Below are 21,307 nucleotides of genomic sequence, written 5' to 3'. Positions count from 1 at the left end.
GGTGGCCCATTTATACCTGCAGCCATGGCGGCAAGGGTGGAGGGGCGACAGTGGGATACTTGCAGCCGTGAAAAAACATATCTACATCTACTCCCCCTCCAGCGCGGTGCGCGACAAGGCCGCTTTCAAGCGTGGTGTGCAGCGCCTCACCGCCCTGGGCCATGAAGTTGAAATTGATCCCGACGCACTCGCGCGCCACCAGCGTTTTGCCGGCGACGACGACACCCGGCTGGCCGCCATCCACCGCGCGGCCACCAGCGGTGCCGACGTGGCCCTGATTTCGCGCGGCGGCTACGGCCTGTCGCGCATCCTGCCGGGCATCCAGTACAAGGCGGTGGCCAAAGCCATTGCGGGCGGCACGCGTTTCGTGGGCCTGAGCGATTTCACGGCCTTCCAGCTGGCGGTGATGGCCAAGACCGGCGCCGTGACCTGGGCCGGCCCCGCGCTGGGCGAGGATTTCGGCGCCAAGGCGCCGGACGACATCACCGAGGCCTGTTTTGACGACCTGATCACGGGGCAGGGCGAGGGCACGGGCTGGCAACTGCCCAAACCGGCCGCGGATGCGAAGCCGGCGGCTGATTTCATGGTCAAGGACGCGGTGCTCTGGGGCGGCAACCTGGCCATGCTGTCCTCGCTGGTCGGCACACCCTACCTGCCGGCCGTCAAGGGCGGCATCCTGTTCATCGAGGACGTTGCCGAGCATCCCTACCGCGTGGAACGCATGCTCACGCAACTGCTGCACGCCGGCGTGCTGGCGCAGCAAAAAGCCATCATCTTCGGCCAGTTCACCAACTACTCCCTGGTGCCGCACGACAAGGGCTTCAAGCTGGCGTCGGTCATCGCCTGGCTGCAAAGCAAGGTCAAGGCGCGTGTGCTGACCGGCCTGCCTTTCGGCCACGTGCCGACCAAGGTGATGCTGCCGGTGGGCCTGAAAACCACGCTGGCGGTGGAGGGGCGCGATGCCTTCGTGCTCTGGGGCCACCTGCACGGCGCGCACGAAGCGCATTGAGCGGAGAGGCTGGCGCGCCCGGGCGCCGGCGCGGGCTGCGAGCGGACAAAAATAAACCAGCTAGAAGCTGGTTTAAAAAGTTGCCTTGGAGGCCAGGAAGAAACTAGAGGAAACTGGAGAAGAAAAAGAGCCGAACGAAGGAAAAAGTTACGTGGTGAGCGGGCTGGACCGCGAACTCAGGCCGCGGGGCAGCATGCCCTTGAATTTGTCGCTGATGCGGCTGACTTTTTCACGGGCGATGGTCTCACCGTGCATGGCCGCCAGCACCGCCATCACGTCACCGCGGGTGTACCAGAGGCCCTGGATGTCCTGGGCGTAGCGCACGCGGCGGGTGATCTTGGGATAGTGCTTTTCGCCGAACTCGCCGAGCTCGTCGAGGATGAATTGGCGGATGTCTTCGGTGCGGTCTTCCAGTATGGAAGGGGTGACCTCGCCGGAGCCTAGCAGCGCCATGAAGCTGCTCTTCAGATTTGGTTTTAGCCAGCGCATGTGTTTCACAACTTTCTACCGGAGCATCCCGTGGGGTATTTGTCTGCGTTCCCATGGAACGTCGTCTTCTGTTAGATTAAGACGACATCTAAGGATATGCAAGGTGTTTTGTGTGAAATGGTTAACGCAAAACAACAAATGAATCAAGGAGTTAGTAACCAGATGTCATGTCGATTCTGGAATTGAACATTGTTTAAATCTTTAGGCCTACAGCGAATTTCGCCTGTGAGTCGAAAGTCAGCTCCGGCCTTTTTCGGCATTATTCACCTCTTTTTTGGGCCTTTTCCAGGCCCTTTCCAGGCCTTTCCCAGACCCCCAAGACCCCCAGACCGCCATGAGCACACCCATGACCGCAACAACTGTTTACCCTGCGCACTACATCAACGGCCAATGGGTCAAGGCCCAGTCCTCCGAAACCCTGCCTGTCCATGACTCCAGCACCGAAGCCCTGATGGCGACGGTGCCGGCCGGCACGGCGGCCGAGGCCGAAGCCGCCGTGCTGGCGGCCCGCGCGGCCTTTGACGGCTGGGCGGCCCTGCCGGTCGAAACACGCGCCGCCTACCTCGACAAGGTGGCGGCCGGCGTCAAGGCCCGCACCGATGACCTGGCCCTGGCGATTGCCCGCGAGGTTGGCATGCCCCTGAAGATGGCGCGCGCCGTCCAGGTCGGCGGCCCGGCCTGGCACTGGGGCAATTTCGCCAAGGTGGCGCGCCAGTTTGAATGGGAAAAGACCGTCGGCAACTCCCTGGTGGTGCGCGAGGCCATAGGCGTGGTCGGCTGCATCACGCCCTGGAATTTCCCGCTGAGCCAGATCACGTTGAAAATCGCGCCGGCCATGGTTGCCGGCTGTACCGTGGTGCTCAAGCCCAGCGAAATCGCCCCGGTCAACGCCATGATCCTGGCCGAGATCATCCATGAGGCGGGCCTGCCGCCCGGCGTGTTCAACCTGGTCAACGGCATGGGCCCGGTCGTGGGCGAGGTGCTGGCCACGCACCCGGAAGTCGACATGGTGAGCTTTACCGGCTCCACCCGCGCCGGCAAACGCGTGGGCGAGCTGGCCAGCCAGTCCATCAAGCGCGTGGCGCTGGAGCTGGGCGGCAAGTCGGCCAGCGTGGTGCTGGATGACGCCAATTTCGAGGCCGCCGTGAAAGGCACGGTGTCGGCCTGCATGCTCAACAGCGGCCAGACCTGCTCGGCCCACACCCGCCTGCTGGTGCCGGCCGGCCGCTATGAAGAAGTCAAGGCGCTGGCCCAGGCCGCCATCGCCAAGTTCAGCGTCGGCCCCAGCCTGGAGGAGGGCAGCAAGCTCGGCCCCCTGGTCAGTGCCTCCCAGCGCGACCGCGTGCTGGGTTTCATCCGCACCGGCATCGAAGAGGGCGCGGACGTGATCGCCGGCGGCGCCGAGGCGCCCGCCATCGCCAAGGGCTATTTTGTCCAGCCCACCATCCTGGGCATCAAGCCGACCGACACGCTGGCCCAGGAGGAAATCTTCGGCCCGGTGCTGGTGGTCATCCCTTACAAGGACGAAGAAGAAGCCGTGGCGATTGCCAACAGCACCATTTACGGCCTGGGCGGCGCCGTGTGGGCCGGCACCGACGAGCACGCGATGAAGGTCGCGCGCCGCCTGCGCACCGGCCAGGTGGACATCAACGGCGGGCCTTTCAACGGCCAGGCTCCGTTCGGCGGTTACAAACAGTCGGGCAACGGCCGCGAAAACGGCGTGTACGGCTTTGAGGAGTTCCTGGAGTTCAAGGCCATGCAGCTCAAGCCCAGCGCGAGCTGAGTTTCGGGCCCATTCCAGCGGACGCCCCGGCCAAGGCCGCCGTGCCGTCCGCCCTCTGTCATAAGTTCCGTGTGTACTTATGTTTTAATGGCGCCAGAACTACAAGCAGTTACATCGATTTATGGCAGAAGTTACCGTCGTTTTTGCCGATCTCACAGGAAGCACCGGGGTTTTTGAATCGCTGGGCAACGCCAAGGCCACGCAGGCCATCACACGCCTGACCCAGTGGATAGGCAAGGTCTGCCAGGCCTACCGCGGCCACGTCGTCAAATACCTCGGCGACGGCGTGCTCGTCGTGTTTCCCGACAATGCCGACGCCGTCGATGCCGTGACCGAACTCCAGCGGGTGCATCGCGACCGCATCCGCAACTGGCCCGACCAGCTCAAGATGCGCCTGCAAACAGGCGTGGCGCGCGGTGAAATCGTCGAACAGGACGGCGACTGCTTCGGCGACGCCGTCAACCTGGCCTCGCGCCTGAGCGACCTGTCCGGCCCGGACCAGATCCTGGCCACCGACGCCGTCATCCAGCACCTTCCTTCCGACACGCTGGTGCGCTCCCGAAGCCTGGGCGCGCTGGAAATACGGGGCCGTACCGAAGCCTGCCTGGTGCACCGCATCGAATGGCAGGCCGAGGTCATGTCCGAGTCCTTCACCGTGCCCGCCACCCTGACGGAGCCGCTGCCCGACCGGCCGGCCGCCGCCCTGGCCTTGATAGAGCTGTGCTGGCTGGACATCAACACGGCCTTCGCCTCGACCGAGCTGCCCATCTTCCTGGGGCGCGACCAGGACGCGCATTTTGTGGTCCAGGACCCGCGCGTTTCCCGCCGGCACGCCAGGATTGAATGGCGCGCCGGCCAGTTCTTCCTCGAAGACGTCAGCAGCTACGGCACCTGGGTGCGCTTTTCCGACAGCGCGGCGGTGGTCGCGCTGCGCCGGCAGGAATGCGTGCTGCTGCTCGAAGGCGAGATCGCGCTGGGTGCGCCTTTTGAAGATTTCACGGTACCCACCGTCAGTTTCAAGTTCGCCGACGGCAAAATGCACTTGCAGACAAAATAAGCTGCATTCATCCGGCCGGGTGCAGGATGCAAAAGGGAAAAGGGCCCGCCACGGGCTCGTCGCCTTGGCCGTCGATACGCACGGCGACTTGATGGGAACATGATCTTGCTCTGGTTCAAACGCGTTCTTGCCGCCTTGGCCGCGCTGCTGCTGATCGCCGCGGCGGCCGCCGGCATCTATATCTACCGCGCCACGCCCGCGCTCGATGGCGAGCTCCAGGCAGCCGGCCTGCGGGACCGCGTGAGCGTGGCGCGCGATGCGTCCGACGTCACCCACATCAAGGCCCAGTCGCCGCGCGACGCCTGGTTTGCGCTCGGCTACGTCCATGCCCAGGAGCGCGGCTGGCAGCTGGAATTCAACCGGCGCGTGATGCACGGCGAACTCTCCGAGGTGTTCGGCCCGGCCACGCTGGACACCGACAAGCTATTGCGCACCCTGGGTGTGGCGCGTGCCGCAGAGCGCCAATGGCAAACCCTGCCCGCCGAGGGGCGCGAAGCCATGCAGGCCTACAGCGAGGGGATCAACGCTTTTTACGCCGGCTCATCGCAGGCCTTGTCCCCCGAGTTCCACATCCTGGGCGTCGAGCCCGGCGGCGCTTCCGGCACGGCCTGGTCGCCTTCCGACAGCCTGGCCTGGTCGCTGATGATGGCGCTGGACCTGAGCGGCAACTGGGGCACCGAATTCGCCCGCCTGTCCGCCGCCCGGGTGCTCAGGACCCCCGAACTGTGGCAGCTGTTTCCGCCATACCCCGGCGAGCAGCCGGCCTCCAGGGTGGATTTCAGCAAGCTTTACGCCGATCTCGGGGTGTACCGCGCCGACCTTCCCGCCACCCAGAAAGTTTCGGCCACCCAACCGGCTCCCGTAGCGCTCGCCATGGCCCAAGGCATCAATAGCTGGGCCGGGGCGCTGGGCGAGGTGGAAGGCAAGGGCTCCAACAACTGGGTGGTGGCCGGTGCGCACAGCGCGAGCGGCAAGCCCCTGCTGGCCAACGACCCGCACCTGGGCCTGTCGGCCCCGGCCGTCTGGTATTTCGCGCGGCTGCAGGCGCCCGCCGGCGGCAGCGGCGCCGGGCTGGACGTCATAGGCGCGACCTTGCCCGGCCTGCCGTTCGTGGTCATGGGCCGCACCGAAAAAATGGCCTGGGGGTTCACCAACACCGCGCCCGACGTGCAGGACCTGTACCTCGAGCAGGTCAATCCCGCCAACCCGCGGCAGTACCGCATCCCGTCGGCCGACGCGTCCAGGGCCGAGGCCTGGGCCGATTTCGAGACCCGCCGCGAAACCATCAAGGTCAAGGGCCAGCCCGACGTGGTGCTGGACGTGCGCGAAAGCCGCCACGGCCCGGTGCTCAGCGATGTACAGAAATCGCATGCCGAATTGATCGACACCCGCAAATACGTGCTCGCGCTGCGCTGGAGCGCGCTCGACGCCGACAACCAGACGGTGCTGGCCGGCCTGCGCGCCAACCGCGCCCAGTCGGCCCAGGAACTGGTGGACGCCTTCGCGGCCTACCACTCGCCGATGCAGAACGTCGTCACGGCCGACGTCGCGGGCGGCATGGCCTTCAAGGCCGCCGGCAAGGTGCCGCTGCGCAAGCCCGACAACGATATTCGCGGCATCGCCCCCTCGCCGGGATGGGATGCCCGCTACGACTGGGCCGGCTGGCTGCCTTATGCGCAAACGCCCGAGGCCAGCCGCGCTGCTATCGAGGCCAAGGGCTGGTGGGCCACCGCCAACCAGCGCATCACGCCGCCGGCTTACCCTTTCTTCATGGGCCAGGACTGGACCGTGCCCTACCGCTACGACCGCATCGCGCAACTGCTGGCCGCCACGCCGAAGCACGACCTCGCGTCCATGCAAAAAATCCAGGCCGACCAGCTTTCACCGGCCACGCTGAAGTTGCTGCCTTTCCTGCAAAAAACACTGGCGCAGCCGGTGCAGCATCCGCTGGCCGATGCCGCGCGCAAAGCCGTGGCCGGTTTTGACGGCGTCATGCGCGCCGACCAGGCCGCGCCGCTGCTGTTCGCCGCCTGGGCCGACGAACTCACGCGCGGCATCGTCGGCGGCAAGCTCGGCGAGGCGGTGTTCAGGCCGCTTTACGGCAAGCGCCATTTCAGGAGCACGCTGGAAGACGTGCTGGAGCGCCAGGACGGCAACTGGTGCGAGGCGGCCGGCTGCGAGGCGCAATCGGCGGCGGCGCTGGTTCGCGCGCTGGACCGCCTGCAGGGGGCTTACGGTGCGGACGTGGGAAGCTGGACCTGGGGCAGGGCGCATCCGGCGCTGTCGGCGCACAAGCCCTTCGGCAACGTGGCCTGGCTGGCACCGTGGTTCGACGTGCGCGTGCCCACCGGGGGGGATCCCTTCACCGTCAACGTGGGCCAGTACTGGGCCACGGGCGATGCCACGCCCTTTGCCAACCGGCAGGCCGCATCGCTGCGCGCGGTGTACGACATGGGCGACCCGGAGAACTCGCGCTTCATCTACCAGACAGGGCAGAGCGGCCTGGTGTTTTCCGGCCGCTACCGCGACATGCGGGACGACTGGGCCGCCGTGCAATACCGGCCCTTGCGGATGAATCCGCTGGCTTTCCCGCACCAGCTCACGCTGCGCCCGTAGGCATCCGCCTTACGCCGGGATGGCGTCCACGTTGAGCCGGTCCCAGTGGCGGTGCAGCGCAATGGCCGCCAGGAAATCATGCGACACCTGGCCGTCCATGACCTTGCGCGCATCGGCAATGATGACGCCGGGCGTGGGCACAATGACGGCCTCCGGGTCCTTGCCCAGGCTGAAGCCCAGGGTGGCCAGCAGCTGCGCGCCGTCGTTGACCGCGCAAATCGTCTTGCAGTGCTTGTAGGCCTCCAGCACAAAGTGCACCGCCTCGCCCATGGCGGCCAGGGTGGCAACGCTTTCGCTTCCGCCCGGAATCAGCACGGCGTCGAACATCACCGAGGGCATGTTGGTGAAGGTGTGGTCCACCGCGAGCTGCCGGCCCGATGAGGTGCTGACCGTGCCCAACTGCGGCGCCACAAGTTTGCACAAAGCACCCGCGTCCAGCAGGTCCTGCTGCAGGCGTTTGAGCGCGGCGGCCTCCACCCCGTCGGCCACCAGGATGGCCACCTTGCGCGTCTTGGCGCTGCCGCCCGGGCGGCCCACCATGCGCAGGGCCGGGTCTTCCTCCACCTTGGCCTCGATGCGGTGGTCGCGAAAGCCCAGCCTGCCGGCCGCGGCCTTGGCGTCCGGCGGCTTGATGCCCAGCGGGGCCGCCACGCGCGTGGCCAGCTTCAGGTCCACATGGGCCAGGTTGTCCACCATGCGCTGGCGGATGTCGGGCACCTCCACCTTGGACAGCTCAAAACGGAAGGCCGCCACGATGTGGTCTTTTTCCGGCGCGCTCTGGCTGTTCCAGAACAGCGCGGCCTGCGAAAAATGGTCGTCAAAGGAAGGGCTGCGGCGGCGGATTTTCGGCGGCTCCAGCTGCTCCGGGTAGGACTGGAATCCCTGCGCGCCGCCGTCCACCCGGTACTCGGCGCCGCTGGCCAGCGTGTTGGGCTCATAGGCGACCCGGCCCTTGGCGATGGCCTGGCGGTGCATGCCGTCGCGCTGGAAGTTGTGCATGGGGCAAACGGCACGGTTGATCGGGATCTCATGGAAGTTGGCGCCGCCCAGGCGCGACAGCTGGGTGTCGGTGTACGAGAACAGCCGGCCCTGCAGCAGCGGGTCGTTGGAAAAGTCGATGCCCGGCACCAGGTGGCCGGGGTGGAAGGCCACCTGCTCGGTTTCCGCGAAAAAATTGTCCGGGTTGCGGTTGAGCACCATCTTGCCGATGGGCTGCACCGGCACCTGCGCCTCGGGGATCAGCTTGGTCGGGTCCAGGATGTCGAAGCCCAGCTCGCCTTCCTTGCCCTCGTCGACGATCTGCACGCCCAGCTCCCACTCCGGGAAGTTGCCGCTGTCAATCGCCTCCCACAGGTCGCGCCTGTGGAAATCCGGGTCCTTGCCGGCGATTTTCTGCGCCTCGTCCCAGGCCAGTCCGTGCACGCCCAGCTTGGGTTTCCAGTGAAACTTCACAAAAAAGGATTCGCCGCGCGCATTGATGAAGCGAAAGGCATGGACGCCGAAACCCTCCATCATGCGAAAGCTGCGCGGCACGGCGCGGTCCGACATGGCCCACATCAGCATGTGGGTGGATTCGGGCATCAGCGAGGCGAAGTCCCAGAAGGTGTCGTGGGCGCTGGCCGCCTGCGGCATTTCGTTGTGCGGTTCCGGCTTGACCGCATGGATCAGGTCCGGGAACTTGATCGCGTCCTGGATGAAGAAGACCGGGATGTTGTTGCCGACCAGGTCGTAGTTGCCTTCGGCGGTGTAGAACTTCACGGCGAAGCCGCGCACGTCGCGCACCGTGTCGGCCGAGCCGCGGGAGCCGGCCACGGTGGAAAAACGCACGAAGACCGGCGTCTCCACGTCCGGGTCCTGCAAAAAACCGGCACTGGTGTACTGCACCATGGACTTGTAGGGCTTGAAATAGCCGTGCGCGCCCGCGCCGCGCGCGTGCACCGCGCGCTCGGGTATGCGCTCGTGGTCGAAGTGGGTGATTTTTTCGCGGAGGATGAAATCCTCCAGCAGGGTCGGGCCGCGCACGCCCGCCTTCAGCGAGTTGTGGTTGTCCGGGAACTGCAGTCCCTGGTTGGTCGTGAGCACCGGGGCGACGCCGGCGGTGAAGCTCTCGAGCTGGGTCTTCTTGTCTTTGGCGCCGTCCGTGTTCCGGTGAGGGGGAGAAATGGTGCGCTTGGAGGGCGGCATGAAAAATCCTTGTTGTAAAAAAGAAATTCCGCCTGGGGCTTGGGGCCGCGGGCGGTTACAGGACGTAAAGGGCGAAATACCGGGAAACGCCGGCCCCGCGTGGCGGTCAGTTGTCGAGCAGGCCTTCCAGCACCTTCACCGAGGCCAGCAGGCCCAGCGCGGCGATCGTGCCGGCCAGGCACCAGGCCATGAACTCCTGCAGCACTTCCGCGATGCTGTCCGGCAAGGCCATGGACACCAGGAACAGGCCCGCCGCGCAGACCAGCACCGTCAGGAAAGCGTGCAACAGGTCGATATCGCGGGGATGGGCATGGATTCGCCAGGCGGTCAACAGCCCCGCGGCCATGCCTGTCAAAAGTCCGGCCATCAGCTTCATGGTGGTGGTTTCCTGTGGTGGGTGAAACGTGGTCAGGTGGTGCATGGACGATAGGGGCGCCCGGCCGCCGGGCTGGTAGCCCGATGCCGGTGGGTGGTGTAAGGCCTTTCTGCTCCTGGCGTAAGACGCCGCTTACCGCCCGCGGAAACCCGCGTTCGCTCCCGGTCCGCGCGCGCCGGTTGGCCTTTCTCCTACATGGGCATGCTCACCCTTCCGGCATCGGGGCAGGGCCCCGCCGCGTAAATTGATGAACATTCCCACCCTTATTTGCCGCTGTTGCGGATTGGCACCCATCATGAAAATGCGAACCTACCTCGTTGAGGACAATCCCACCATCCGCGACAACCTGCTCAGCACGCTGGAAGAACTGGCGCCCGTTGAAGCCGTCGGCACCTGCGAGACCGAAGATGAGGGCGCCGAATGGCTGACGCAGCACGAGGCCCAGTGGGACCTGGCCATCGTCGACCTGTTCCTCAAACAGGGCAGCGGCCTCCGGATCCTGGAGGCCTGCCGCGACCGCAAGCCTTCCCAGAAGATCGTGGTGTTCAGCAACTACGCCACCCGCGAGATGCGCATGCGCTGCGCCGAACTGGGCGTGGATGCGGTCTTCGACAAGTCCACGGAAATCGATTGCCTGCTGGCCTACTGCCTGACCCAGAGCCGCAAGCTGGATCCCGCCGCCAACGACGATTCCAGGGACTCCAGGCTGCAGTCCGCGTGAGCCGCAAACACCGTATTCATCAGGACCGGACCATGAACATGCCCACCGTTGCGCCCCTTGATACCGGACCGCGGCGCCTCGACGACGACGTTTTCCAGACGGCGGAAGAGGCGGTGCGGGTGGAAGGGCAGGGCAATGGCTTCGCGCTGCCGCCCTCCGGCCCGGCCGCCGCCAAAGCCCGCCGTGGCGGGTCTTCATTCGCCCAGGCCATCGGCGCCCACGTCGCGGCCCGGCCCTGCCAGTCGGCCCTGCTGGCCGCCGCGGCGGGCGCGCTGGCCATGCTGGTCCTGCGCTCGCGCTTGCGCGGCCGGATCCCGCCTTTGCGGCCGTTCCGGCTGAAATGATCCCGGGCGGACGTCCCCGACTCAAGGAAATTTTTATGCCCCTGCATCTTCACGTTCCCGTTCCCCAGCCTCCGCCCGGCACACCGGGCATTCACATACCGAACGAGGTTCCGCCGCTGATCATTCCGCCTGAGCCCGGCACACCACCTGAGATCACCGATCCCCCGCCGCCCGAACCTACGCTGCCCATTCGCGAACCAGGCACCAACGTGCCGCCGCAAGCCGTCAGATAACAGGAAGGTCAGGACGCCTGCTGGCGCTGGTACTCGGCGCGCTTCATGGCCAGGTAGCTTTCCTTGTCCACCTCATGGAGCTGGCGGGCGTATTGCTCGGTCGCGTCGAACCAGTGCTGCAGCCGCGCCTCGAGCTGCCGCGCCGGCGGCTTGTCGAGCGAAGCCAGGTAGGCCTCGATGGCCAGGTAATAGCGCATGGTGTTGCGCTCCACGGTGCCGCGCATGCCATCGACATACCCGGCGGTGGAGCCGCGTTGCACCCGCGTGAAGCCGACCTTGCCGCTACCGGCCGTGGCCAGGTAGCCCTGCATCGCCAGGCGGCTGGCGATGCTGTAGCCGTAGGAGTAACGCAGGTGCATAAAGGTCTTGCCGCCCGGAAGCGGAACGGCCTGCAATTCGATGCGGTAGTTGTTGGTGCCCAGGGGGCCTTTGTCCGATCTCAGGTTCGCCACGAGATAGTCGGCTGAACTGGCGGCCAGCTGGTACCTGAACTGAAGCGCAAACGCGTCCGCCAGTTCCTGCTCGGTCTTTTTCCCGATGTGCACGTTCAGCGTGCTCGGGCTCTCGTTGACGCTCGCGCGGCAGTACTTGGTGTTGAGGTGCAGGATCAGCATCTCGCACCAGCGGTTCGGGCTTTTGAAGGCCTCGCTGACGGTGGCAAAGGGGGAGTTCAGCACCGCGTAGGCGCTGCCGCTCACCGCGTTGGTCCCGTCGGTGGACTCCAGGAACAGCGGCCTGCGGTAGGCATTCTGCGCAAGCTGCCCGGCCAGCGCCGCGTGTTTTTCGAGCAGGGCCGGTGCGCCGGATTCCGCGCTCGCGGCGGGCGCCTGCTGTGCCTGCACGGCAACCGGAAACGTGGCGAAAGGGGCGGCGCAAACCACCAGGCCGCACAGCAGCGCAAGACGCCCAAGACGTCGTCGAAAAGGATTCATGGCCCCAGTTTGCCAGCGCAAACAAGGCCTTCCTCACAGATGCTCCCTCGTCCTACATGCAATCGCCGCAAGCGTGAAGCGAAGGGGAAAACGAAGGGAGACACGGGAGGCAAGGGCGCGAAGCTTTCAGGCTTGCACGGTCTCCGCCAGCGTCTGCGGGTCGGTCGCGGCGGAGGCCTCGAATTGCAGCGTGAGCCGGTTTTCACCGCGTGTCAGGCGCACGGATTCCTGCTGGGCCAGGGCTTGCACGTCCTGCCAGTCGAGCAGGCGATAGGGCGGCTTGTCCATCGCGCGCACGGGCTCGGGAACCTCGGGTACTTTGAGATCGACGTGTATGGAGAGGACGCCCTCGGCGAACCCGGCGCTGATGAGCAGCTTGCCGGGCGCGGCCGCCGCATCGGTCAGGCCTATGAGCGCGGCGGTCAGCACAGTGCGCAGCACCGACTGGGGCAGCTGCGCGGCGATGCTGCCGCTGTTGTCGGTGACCGAAAAGCCCCTGAACGAGAGCTGCGTCACCACCATGCCCACACATTCCGCGATGCCCGCATCGGCCCTGACGGGGCGATTGTCCTTGGGCGCGAGCCAGCCCATCAAATCGACACAGGAGGCGGCCGCCTCTTTGGACAGCGCCACGATGTCACGCGCGTTTCTGAGCAGCGCTTCGGGATCGGGGTCGGCTTTTTGCAGGCGCCGCTCCAGCATCGCCGCCACCATGGCGATCGGTTGCAGCGTCCCCGCCATGTTGTGGCGTATCACCGGTGCCAGCCGCCGCAGGAGTGCGTAATGCGCCGCTTCCGCCTCGCATCGTTGCAATCCGCTTGCCTGTTCTGCCGTGCTGCTGGACTGAGCGCTCATGGTGCTGGTGCCAATGAAAAGGGTTCACGAAAACTGCAGCCGAATCTGCAGGGCCCACGCCGCGCAGCGAACACATCTGGCTGCGATATTTTCAAGGCGTAACCACAAAATATACAGCGGTCAAAAAAGAATTTGTGTAAGCCAAAGCCTACAGTTGTGATGCTGTGACGGGGGCGCCGCAGATTGTTTTCCGCGTTAAGTAAATAGTGCGTGATTTGGTTGTCATTCTGAATCTTCGCGAGTAATCTCGGCACCCGTTTCTACAAAAAGTTACCGCCAATACAGGATGAATGATATGGAGGCTCTCGCCAAGCTTTCGGTGATCGAGCGCGACACCGAATTGAAGTCCATTCTCAAATCTCTGAGCGCGCTCAGACGGGGTGAATCCGGCGTCACACTTCCAACGGAGTGGGACGGCATCTATGGAAAGATCGCCGCCGAATTCAACCAGCTGTCAGCCATGACGACGGCGACCACCAGCCGCTGCAAAGGCCTGGCATCCAAGTCCCGCCTGTCAACACGCGCCAGCCGGCGCCTGCCCGAGGAAAAACTATCGGGCTTCTGGTTGCAGAACGCGATGGCCATCAACACCGTGCTCGACGAAGCCGACACGGTGACGGAGCAGACCAAGGTGGTGTTGACCGCATTGACCGACCTGAAAAAAGGCGACGCGCGCGCATCCCTGCCGCAAGACTGGACCGGCGTGCCCGGCAAGGTGGCCGATGCCTTCAACGACGTGGTTTCCGAAAACGTGCGCATGGCGCGCGAGCTTGAACGCCTGAGCCGCGTGGTCGGCAAGCAGGGCCGGCTCAAGGAGCGCGCCTTTGTGCCCGACGCCACGGGTTTCTGGCGTGACTCCGCGGAGTCCATCAACTCGCTGATCGCCGACCTGGTCCACCCGACCAGCGAAGTGGCGCGCGTGATCGGCGCCGTGGCCCAGGGCGACCTGTCCAAGAGCATGGCGCTGGAGGCCGAAGGCAGGGCGCTGGAAGGCGAGTTCCTGCGCACCGCCATGATCATCAACAAGATGGTGGAGCAGCTCGGCACTTTCTCGGCCGAGGTGACGCGGGTGGCGCGCGAGGTGGGCACCGAAGGCAAGCTGGGCGGCCAGGCCGACGTGCAGGGTGTGGCCGGCACCTGGAAGGACTTGACCGACTCGGTCAACTCCATGGGCTCCAATTTGACCGCTCAGGTGCGCAACATCGCCGAGGTGACGACGGCCGTGGCGGCCGGCGACCTGTCCAAAAAGATCACGGTGGACGTCAAGGGCGAAATCCTGGAGCTCAAAAACACCATTAACACCATGGTGGACCAGCTGCGATCCTTTGCGTCTGAAGTGACGCGGGTGGCGCGCGAGGTGGGCACCGAGGGCAAGCTGGGCGGCCAGGCCGATGTGCAGGGCGTGGCGGGTACCTGGAAGGACTTGACCGACAACGTGAACTTTATGGCCGGTAATTTGACGTCCCAGGTGCGCAACATCGCCGACGTGACCAAGGCCGTGGCGGCAGGCGACCTGTCCAAAAAGATCACGGTGGACGTCAAGGGCGAGATTCTCGAACTCAAGAACACCATCAACACCATGGTGGACCAGCTGTCCTCTTTCGCCTCCGAGGTGACGCGGGTGGCGCGCGAAGTGGGTACCGAAGGCAAGCTGGGCGGCCAGGCCGACGTGCAGGGTGTGGCCGGTACCTGGAAGGACTTGACCGATTCGGTCAACTCCATGGGCTCCAATCTCACGGGCCAGGTGCGCAACATCGCCGAAGTGACGACGGCCGTGGCGGCTGGCGACTTGTCCAAAAAGATCACGGTGGACGTGAAGGGCGAGATTCTCGAACTCAAAAACACCATCAATACCATGGTGGACCAGCTGTCTTCTTTCGCATCCGAAGTGACGCGGGTTGCGCGCGAGGTGGGTACCGAAGGCAAGCTGGGCGGCCAGGCCGACGTGCAGGGCGTAGCCGGCACCTGGAAGGATTTGACGGACTCAGTGAACTCCATGGGTTCCAACCTGACCGGCCAGGTGCGCAACATCGCCGAGGTGACCAAGGCCGTGGCGGCCGGCGACCTGTCCAAAAAGATCACGGTGGACGTGAAGGGCGAAATCCTTGAACTCAAGGCCACCATCAACACCATGGTGGACCAGTTGCGATCCTTTGCGTCCGAGGTGACCCGTGTCGCGCGCGAGGTGGGCACCGAAGGCAAGCTGGGGGGCCAGGCCGACGTGCAGGGTGTGGCCGGCACCTGGAAGGACTTGACCGACTCGGTCAACTCCATGGGCTCCAACCTCACGGCGCAGGTGCGCAACATCGCCGAGGTGACGACGGCCGTGGCGGCCGGTGACTTGTCCAAAAAGATCACGGTGGACGTGAAGGGCGAGATTCTCGAACTCAAAAACACCATCAACACCATGGTGGACCAGCTGCGATCATTCGCGTCTGAAGTGACGCGGGTGGCGCGCGAGGTGGGCACCGAAGGCAAGCTGGGCGGCCAGGCCGACGTGCAAGGTGTGGCCGGCACCTGGAAAGACTTGACCGACTCGGTCAACTCCATGGGCTCCAATTTGACCGCTCAGGTGCGCAACATCGCCGAGGTGACGACGGCCGTGGCGGCCGGCGACTTGTCCAAAAAGATCACGGTGGACGTCAAGGGCGAAATCCTCGAACTCAAGAACACCATCAACACCATGGTGGACCAGCTGCGATCTTTCGCGTCTGAAGTGACGCGTGTGGCGCGCGAGGTGGGCACCGAGGGCAAGCTGGGCGGCCAGGCCGACGTGCAGGGTGTGGCCGGTACCTGGAAGGATCTGACCGACAACGTGAACTTCATGGCCGGCAATTTGACGTCCCAGGTGCGCAATATCGCCGACGTGACCAAGGCCGTGGCGGCGGGTGACCTGTCCAAGAAGATCACGGTGGACGTGAAGGGCGAAATCCTCGAACTCAAAAACACCATCAACACCATGGTGGACCAGCTGCGATCGTTTGCCTCCGAGGTGACCCGTGTGGCGCGCGAGGTGGGCACCGAGGGCAAGCTGGGCGGCCAGGCCGACGTGCAGGGCGTGGCCGGCACCTGGAAGGACTTGACCGACAACGTGAACTTCATGGCCGGCAACCTGACCAGCCAGGTGCGCGGCATTGCGCGTGTGGTGACGGCCGTGGCCAACGGCGACCTGGAGCGCAAGCTGACCGTGGAGGCCAAGGGCGAGATCGCCGCGCTGGCCGACACCATCAACGGCATGACCGACACGCTGGCCACCTTCGCCGACCAGGTGACCTCGGTGGCGCGTGAGGTGGGCGTCGAAGGCAAGCTGGGCGGCCAGGCCAAGGTGCCCGGCGCGGCCGGTACCTGGAAAGGCCTGACCGAAAACGTCAACCAGCTGGCCGCCAATTTGACGACCCAGGTGCGCGCCATCGCCGAGGTGGCGACGGCTGTGACGCAGGGCGACTTGACGCGTTCCATCACCGTGGAAGCGCTGGGCGAGGTGGCTGCCTTGAAAGACACGATCAATGAAATGATCCGCAACCTCAAGGACACCACCCAGGTTAACACCGAGCAGGACTGGCTCAAGACCAACCTGGCCAAATTCAGCCGCATGCTGCAGGGCCAGAAAGACCTGGTGGCCGTGGGCCACCTGATCCTCTCGGAGCTCGCACCCGTGGTGGGCGCCCAGCAGGCCGAGTTCTACGTGCTGAGCTACACGCATGAAAGGCCGCGCCTGCGCCTCATGGCCAGTTATGCCTCGGACGGGCAGGGCGCCTACGGCAAGGAAATCGACCTGGGCCAGGGCCTGATAGGCCAGTGTGCTTTCGACAAGCAGAAGATATTGCTGACCTCCTCGCTGCCGCAGGGCCTCAAGATATCGTCGGGCCTCACCGAAGTGGCGCCCATGGACATCCTGGTGCTGCCCATCATCTTCGAGGGCCAGGTCCGGGGCGTGGTCGAACTCGCCTCGGTCGAGCGCTTCAATCCCACGCACCAGGCCTTCCTGGACCAGCTCACGGAAAGTATCGGCATCGTGATCAACACGATCGAAGCCAATATGCGCACGGAAGACCTGCTGACCCAGTCGCAGTCCCTGGCGCAGGAGCTGCAGAGCCGGCAGGAAGAATTGCAGCAGACCAACGAGGAATTGCAGGAAAAAGCCCACCTGCTGGTCCAGCAGAACGACGAGGTGGAGCGCAAGAACCAGGAGGTCGAGCAGGCCCGCCAGGCACTCGAAGAAAAAGCCAAGCAGCTGTCGCTGACCTCCAAGTACAAGTCGGAGTTTCTGGCCAATATGTCGCACGAGCTGCGCACGCCGCTCAACAGCCTCTTGATTCTGTCCGACCAGCTGTGCAAGAACTCCGAAGGCAACCTGACCGCGAGGCAGGTCGAGTTCTCCAAGACCATCCATTCCTCCGGCAACGACCTGCTGATGCTGATCAACGACATCCTGGACCTGTCCAAGATCGAGTCGGGCACGGTGGTGGTGGACGTCAACGAACTGCGCCTGTCCGACCTGCAGATGTATGTGGAGCGCACCTTCCGCCACGTCGCCGAGGCCAAGAGCGTGGACTTCCTGATCACCACCGGCCTGCAGCTTCCGGTGTCCATGGTGACGGACGTCAAGCGCCTGCAGCAGATCCTCAAGAACCTGCTGTCCAACGCCTTCAAGTTCACGCACCAGGGCCACGTGGCCCTGGCCATCGAAGAAGCCTTCACCGGCTGGAGCCCGGACAACGAGGAACTCAATCGCGCCCAGCAGGTGCTGGCGTTTTCCGTCACCGACACCGGCATCGGCATTTCCGCCGACAAGCAGCAGATCATCTTTGAAGCCTTCCAGCAGGCCGATGGCAGTACCAGCCGCAAATACGGCGGCACCGGCCTGGGCCTGGCCATCAGCCGCGAGCTCTCGCGCCTGCTGGGCGGCGAGATCCGCCTGTCCAGCGCGCCCGGCGAGGGCAGCAGCTTTGTGCTTTACTTGCCGCTGGTCTACGCCTCGCCGCGCGGCGCGCGCAAGCCCGGCGGTAGCGCCGAACAGCGCATCGAAGCCAGCGTGCCCATCAGCCGGCTGGGCTTCGAGAAGCTGGAGCCGGCTTTTGATGAAGCCACCCTGGCGGCGGACACCAGTGCGCTGGCCAACGAAGCCGGCGATGACCGGCACGCCATCCAGCCCGGCGACTTCGTGCTGCTGATCGTGGAGAACGACCTGGCCTTCGCCGGCTTCCTGCTCGACGCGGCCCGCGCCAAGGGCTTCAAAGGGTTGGTGACGCCACTGGGCGCCGGCGCGCTGACGCTCGCGGCCGAGTTCAAGCCCTCGGCCATCACGCTGGACATGCACCTGCCCGACATGGAAGGCTGGCGTGTGCTCGAGCGCATCAAACAAGACGCCAGCGTGCGGCACATCCCGGTCTGTGTCATCTCCACCGACGACTCCAAGGACCGCGCCTACCGCTCGGGCGCCATGGCCTTCATCGAAAAACCGATCCCGTCCAAGGAAGTGCTCGACGAGATGCTGGAGCAGCTGCACCGCTATGTGTCGCGCTCGGTCCGGCACATGCTGGTCGCCCTGAAGGACGATGTCTTGCGCGGCGAGGTCACCGGCATGCTGCAGCACAGCCATGTGCAGTGCACCGCAGTGGCCTCGCTGGCCGGCGTCAAAGCCGAAGACCTCACCCGCTTTGAATGTGTCGTCACCGACGATGCCTCCCTGACCGAGAGCTTCGAGGGCCTGCGCCGTGCCGCGCCGGAGCGCCGGGCGCTCGGGCCGCTGCCGGTGGTCGTCTGGCGTGAAGGGCCCATCGACGCGCTGCACCAGCCGGCCTGGCAGTCGCGCGACGGCTTCCTGTTCCGCGAGGCCAGGTCCATCCCCCGGGTGCTGGACCAGGCCATGCACGCCCTGCACCTGGGCGAAGCGCGCATGACCGAAAAGCAGCGCGGCACCCTGAGGGCCCTGCACGAGGCCAACAAGTCGCTGGCCGGCAAAAGGGTGCTGATCGTCGACGACGACATGCGCAACATCTTCGCCCTGGCCACCGTGCTGGAAGAAGAGGGTATGGACATCGTCTGGGCCGATAACGGCCACGACGCCATTGCCAAGGTGGCTGCCGACCCGCAGCTCAGCGTGGTGCTGATGGACATCATGATGCCCGTGATGGACGGCCTGGTCACCATGCAGGAGATCCGCAAGCTGCCGGCCGGCAAGAGCCTGCCCATGATCGCCGTCACGGCCAAGGCCATGAAAGGCGACCGCGAGAAATGCATAGAGGCCGGTGCCTGGGATTACCTGTCCAAGCCGGTCAATACCGAAAACCTGCTGGCCGTGCTGCGTGCCTGGTTGCCCCGATGAGCGCTGTCCTCGAGCCGCAGGAGCCGGCGCAAATGCTCAATCCGGACCCCGTCAACATCCTGATCGTTGACGACCTGCCCGAAAAGCACGTCGTCATGCGCAGCATCCTCGAGGAGCTGGGGCAGAACCTCGTCAGCGCCCGTTCCGGCCGCGAGGCCCTGCGCCTGATCCTGCAGATGGACTTCGCCGTCATCCTGCTCGACGTCAACATGCCCGACATCGACGGCCTGGAAACCGCCAGCCTGATCCGGCAGTACAAGAAGACCTCGCAGACGCCCATCCTCTTCATCACGGCCTACGTGGACGAGGTGCAGGCCGCCAAGGGTTATGAGCTGGGCGCGGTCGACTACATCTCGACTCCCGTCGTGCCCGGCGTGCTGCGCTCCAAGGTAAAGGTCTTCGTCGACCTGCACCGTATGCACCGCCAGCTGCAGCAGCAGGCGGTCGAGCGCGAGGCGCTGGCGCGCGCCGAAGCGGCCCGCACCGCGGCCGAGGAGGCCACGCGCCGCGCCGCCTACCTGGCCGAGGCCAGCCAGCGCCTGTCCATGTCGCTCAACATCGACGCCACCGCCCATGCCCTGGCCGACATCGCCGTGCCCGGCCTGGGCGCCATGGCCGCCGTCGCCTTGCTGGACGACCATGGGGAACTGCACTGCCGCTGCCTCAAGATCGTCGGCGAGGCCGACCCTACCCTGGGCCCGGTCTTGCTCGAATGCCACCGCGAACTGAGCCCTTCCATGGCGGCGGTGGTGCGCGGCGCCATGCTTTCGCGCGACCTCCAGTTCCTGCCCGCGACCGAGCTGTGCGCGGCGCCGGCCGCGTCCGCGCCGCCGCCTGAGTGGCCGGAGCTGCCGCCGGACCACGAGGAGATGGCCGTCTGCCCGCTGGTCGCCGGCGACCAGCAGCTGGGCGCACTCATCCTCTTCGGCAAGGCCGGCGGTTTTGCGCAGGCCGATGCCGCGCTGCTCAGCGAGGTCGTGGGCCGCGCTTCCATCGCCATGGAAAACGCCAGGCTCTACACGCTGGTGCAGGAGGCCGACCGGCGCAAGAACGAATTCCTCGCGATGCTGGCGCACGAGTTGCGCAACCCGCTGGCGCCGATACGCAACGCGGTCCACATCATCCACGGGGCCCAGGTGGCCGACCCGACGGTGGCCTGGGCGCGCGACGTGATCGCCCGCCAGGTGGACCATATGTCGCGGATGGTCGACGACCTGCTCGACGTGTCGCGCATCGTGCGCGGCAAGGTGACCGTCCACATGGAGCCGCTGCTGCTGGCGACCCTGTGCGAGCGCGCCGTCGAAGCCAGCAGCCCCCTGCTGGCCGCGAGGCAGCAGCGGCTCACGGTAGCCCTCCCGGACGAGGCCGTGGTCCTGCGGGGCGACCTGGTGCGCCTGTCCCAGGTGCTGTCCAACCTGCTCAACAACGCCTCCAAGTTCACCGACCCGGAAGGGACCATCACCCTGGATGCATCGCTGAAGGGCGACAGCCTCTGCATCACCGTCTCCGACACCGGCCAGGGCATAGAAGCCGAATTCCTGCCGCACATTTTTGACCTGTTCGCCCAGGGCGACCAGGCGCTGGACCGCGCCCAGGGCGGGCTGGGCATAGGCCTCACGCTGGTCAAGCACCTGGTGGAGCTGCACCAGGGCACGGTCGAGGCCTATAGCGAAGGCCGCGGCAAGGGAAGCCGCATCAGCGTGTCCTTCCCGGCCGGGCTTGCCGCGCAGGGCGCGGCCCTTCCCGCCGCCGCAGCGCCGAAAGCCGCCAGGCCGGCACCGGCCGCCTCCCGCAAAATCCTGGTCGTCGACGACCTGCCGGCCTCGGCGGACACGTTGAAGGTCTTGCTGGAACTCGAAGGCTATGTGGTGAGGATCGCGAACGACGGCGCGCAGGCGCTCACCGTGGCCCAGGAGTTCGGGCCCGACGTGCTCATCCTCGACATCGGCCTGCCCGGCATGGACGGGTTTGAAGTGGCGCGCCAGTTGCGCAGCCGGCCTGAATCCAAAGATGCGTTGTTGATTGCCTTGACGGGGTATGGGGAGGCGGAGAGTCGCTTGAGGTCGCAGCGGGCCGGGTTTGATCATCATGTGGTCAAGCCGGCGGATATCGATTTTCTGTTGTCGCTTGTTGGGCAGCCGCCCGGGGTTCGGAACTTGGTGGAGGGGGTTTAGTTCTTTGGATGTTCTGGGCGCTGATGTTGGTTTGGGTTCCGGGGCCGGGGTTGCCGGCGGCAACTCACTTTCTTTTGCTTCGCCAAAAGAAAGTAAGCAAAGAAAAGGCGACCCGCAGTCTGGGTCCCTACGCTTCGCTGCGGGCAACCTGCGGTGCTCGAGCCAAGCGGGGTCCGGCTAAACTCGCTTCGCTCAGACAACGCCGG

At 65.4% G+C, this 21,307-nt stretch carries 13 protein-coding genes; 8 read left to right on the top strand and 5 right to left on the bottom strand.

What is annotated here, in order from left to right; all coding sequences use genetic code 11:
• Positions 1-67: 67 nt before the first annotated feature.
• Positions 68-1,009 carry an LD-carboxypeptidase gene (locus ACSQ27_RS07035; protein WP_436154743.1) on the top strand — a complete coding sequence of 314 codons (942 nt, stop codon included), beginning with the start codon at positions 68-70 and terminating at the stop codon, positions 1,007-1,009.
• 147 nt (positions 1,010-1,156) lie between these two features.
• Here the strand turns inward: ACSQ27_RS07035 and ACSQ27_RS07030 are convergent, their stop codons facing one another.
• A complete protein-coding gene (locus ACSQ27_RS07030) occupies positions 1,157-1,462 on the bottom strand; it encodes a hypothetical protein (RefSeq protein ID WP_436154742.1) in 306 nt (101 codons plus the stop codon).
• Positions 1,463-1,844: 382 nt separating this feature from the next.
• On the opposite strand from ACSQ27_RS07030, the gene ACSQ27_RS07025 reads away from it, so the two are divergent.
• From ACSQ27_RS07025 to ACSQ27_RS07015, 3 genes are all read left to right on the top strand, one after another.
• Complete coding sequence (locus tag ACSQ27_RS07025; RefSeq protein WP_436154741.1) at positions 1,845-3,281, top strand: aldehyde dehydrogenase family protein; 1,437 nt, start codon at positions 1,845-1,847, stop codon at positions 3,279-3,281.
• Between the two features lie 121 nt (positions 3,282-3,402).
• Positions 3,403-4,338 carry an FHA domain-containing protein gene (locus tag ACSQ27_RS07020; protein ID WP_436154740.1) on the top strand — a complete coding sequence of 312 codons (936 nt, stop codon included), beginning with the start codon at positions 3,403-3,405 and terminating at the stop codon, positions 4,336-4,338.
• A 99-nt stretch (positions 4,339-4,437) separates the two neighbouring features.
• Entirely contained in the window at positions 4,438-6,954 is a 2,517-nt protein-coding gene (locus ACSQ27_RS07015; RefSeq protein WP_436154739.1) for a penicillin acylase family protein, read from the top strand.
• Positions 6,955-6,963: 9 nt separating this feature from the next.
• On the opposite strand, the gene ACSQ27_RS07010 is transcribed toward ACSQ27_RS07015, so the two are convergent.
• A complete protein-coding gene (locus tag ACSQ27_RS07010) occupies positions 6,964-9,138 on the bottom strand; it encodes a catalase (protein ID WP_436154738.1) in 2,175 nt (724 codons plus the stop codon).
• A gap of 106 nt (positions 9,139-9,244) precedes the next feature.
• A complete protein-coding gene (locus tag ACSQ27_RS07005; protein WP_436154737.1) occupies positions 9,245-9,559 on the bottom strand; it encodes a hypothetical protein in 315 nt (104 codons plus the stop codon).
• A gap of 250 nt (positions 9,560-9,809) precedes the next feature.
• Here ACSQ27_RS07005 and ACSQ27_RS07000 point away from each other — a divergent pair, with 250 nt between their 5' ends.
• On the top strand, positions 9,810-10,235 hold the full coding sequence (locus ACSQ27_RS07000; RefSeq protein WP_436154736.1) for a response regulator: 426 nt from the start codon (positions 9,810-9,812) through the stop codon (positions 10,233-10,235).
• A 32-nt stretch (positions 10,236-10,267) separates the two neighbouring features.
• A complete protein-coding gene (locus tag ACSQ27_RS06995; RefSeq protein ID WP_436154735.1) occupies positions 10,268-10,579 on the top strand; it encodes a hypothetical protein in 312 nt (103 codons plus the stop codon).
• Between the two features lie 241 nt (positions 10,580-10,820).
• On the opposite strand, the gene ACSQ27_RS06990 is transcribed toward ACSQ27_RS06995, so the two are convergent.
• Positions 10,821-11,744, bottom strand: a complete 924-nt coding sequence (locus ACSQ27_RS06990; RefSeq protein ID WP_436154734.1) for a hypothetical protein — start codon at positions 11,742-11,744, stop codon at positions 10,821-10,823.
• A 126-nt stretch (positions 11,745-11,870) separates the two neighbouring features.
• Positions 11,871-12,599, bottom strand: a complete 729-nt coding sequence (locus ACSQ27_RS06985; RefSeq protein ID WP_436154733.1) for a hypothetical protein — start codon at positions 12,597-12,599, stop codon at positions 11,871-11,873.
• A gap of 295 nt (positions 12,600-12,894) precedes the next feature.
• Here ACSQ27_RS06985 and ACSQ27_RS06980 point away from each other — a divergent pair, with 295 nt between their 5' ends.
• Both ACSQ27_RS06980 and ACSQ27_RS06975 read left to right on the top strand, forming a co-directional pair.
• Entirely contained in the window at positions 12,895-18,927 is a 6,033-nt protein-coding gene (locus tag ACSQ27_RS06980) for a HAMP domain-containing protein (RefSeq protein WP_436154732.1), read from the top strand.
• Entirely contained in the window at positions 18,924-21,101 is a 2,178-nt protein-coding gene (locus ACSQ27_RS06975) for a response regulator (protein ID WP_436154731.1), read from the top strand. Before ACSQ27_RS06980 ends, ACSQ27_RS06975 begins: the two co-directional genes overlap by 4 nt.
• The last annotated feature ends 206 nt before the right edge of the window (positions 21,102-21,307 follow it).

This window comes from Polaromonas sp. LjRoot131, assembly GCF_964252805.1.
Taxonomy (GTDB): domain Bacteria; phylum Pseudomonadota; class Gammaproteobacteria; order Burkholderiales; family Burkholderiaceae_C; genus Polaromonas.
Note: the sequence above shows the minus strand (reverse complement) of the source record. Positions and strands in the feature narration are given on the sequence as shown.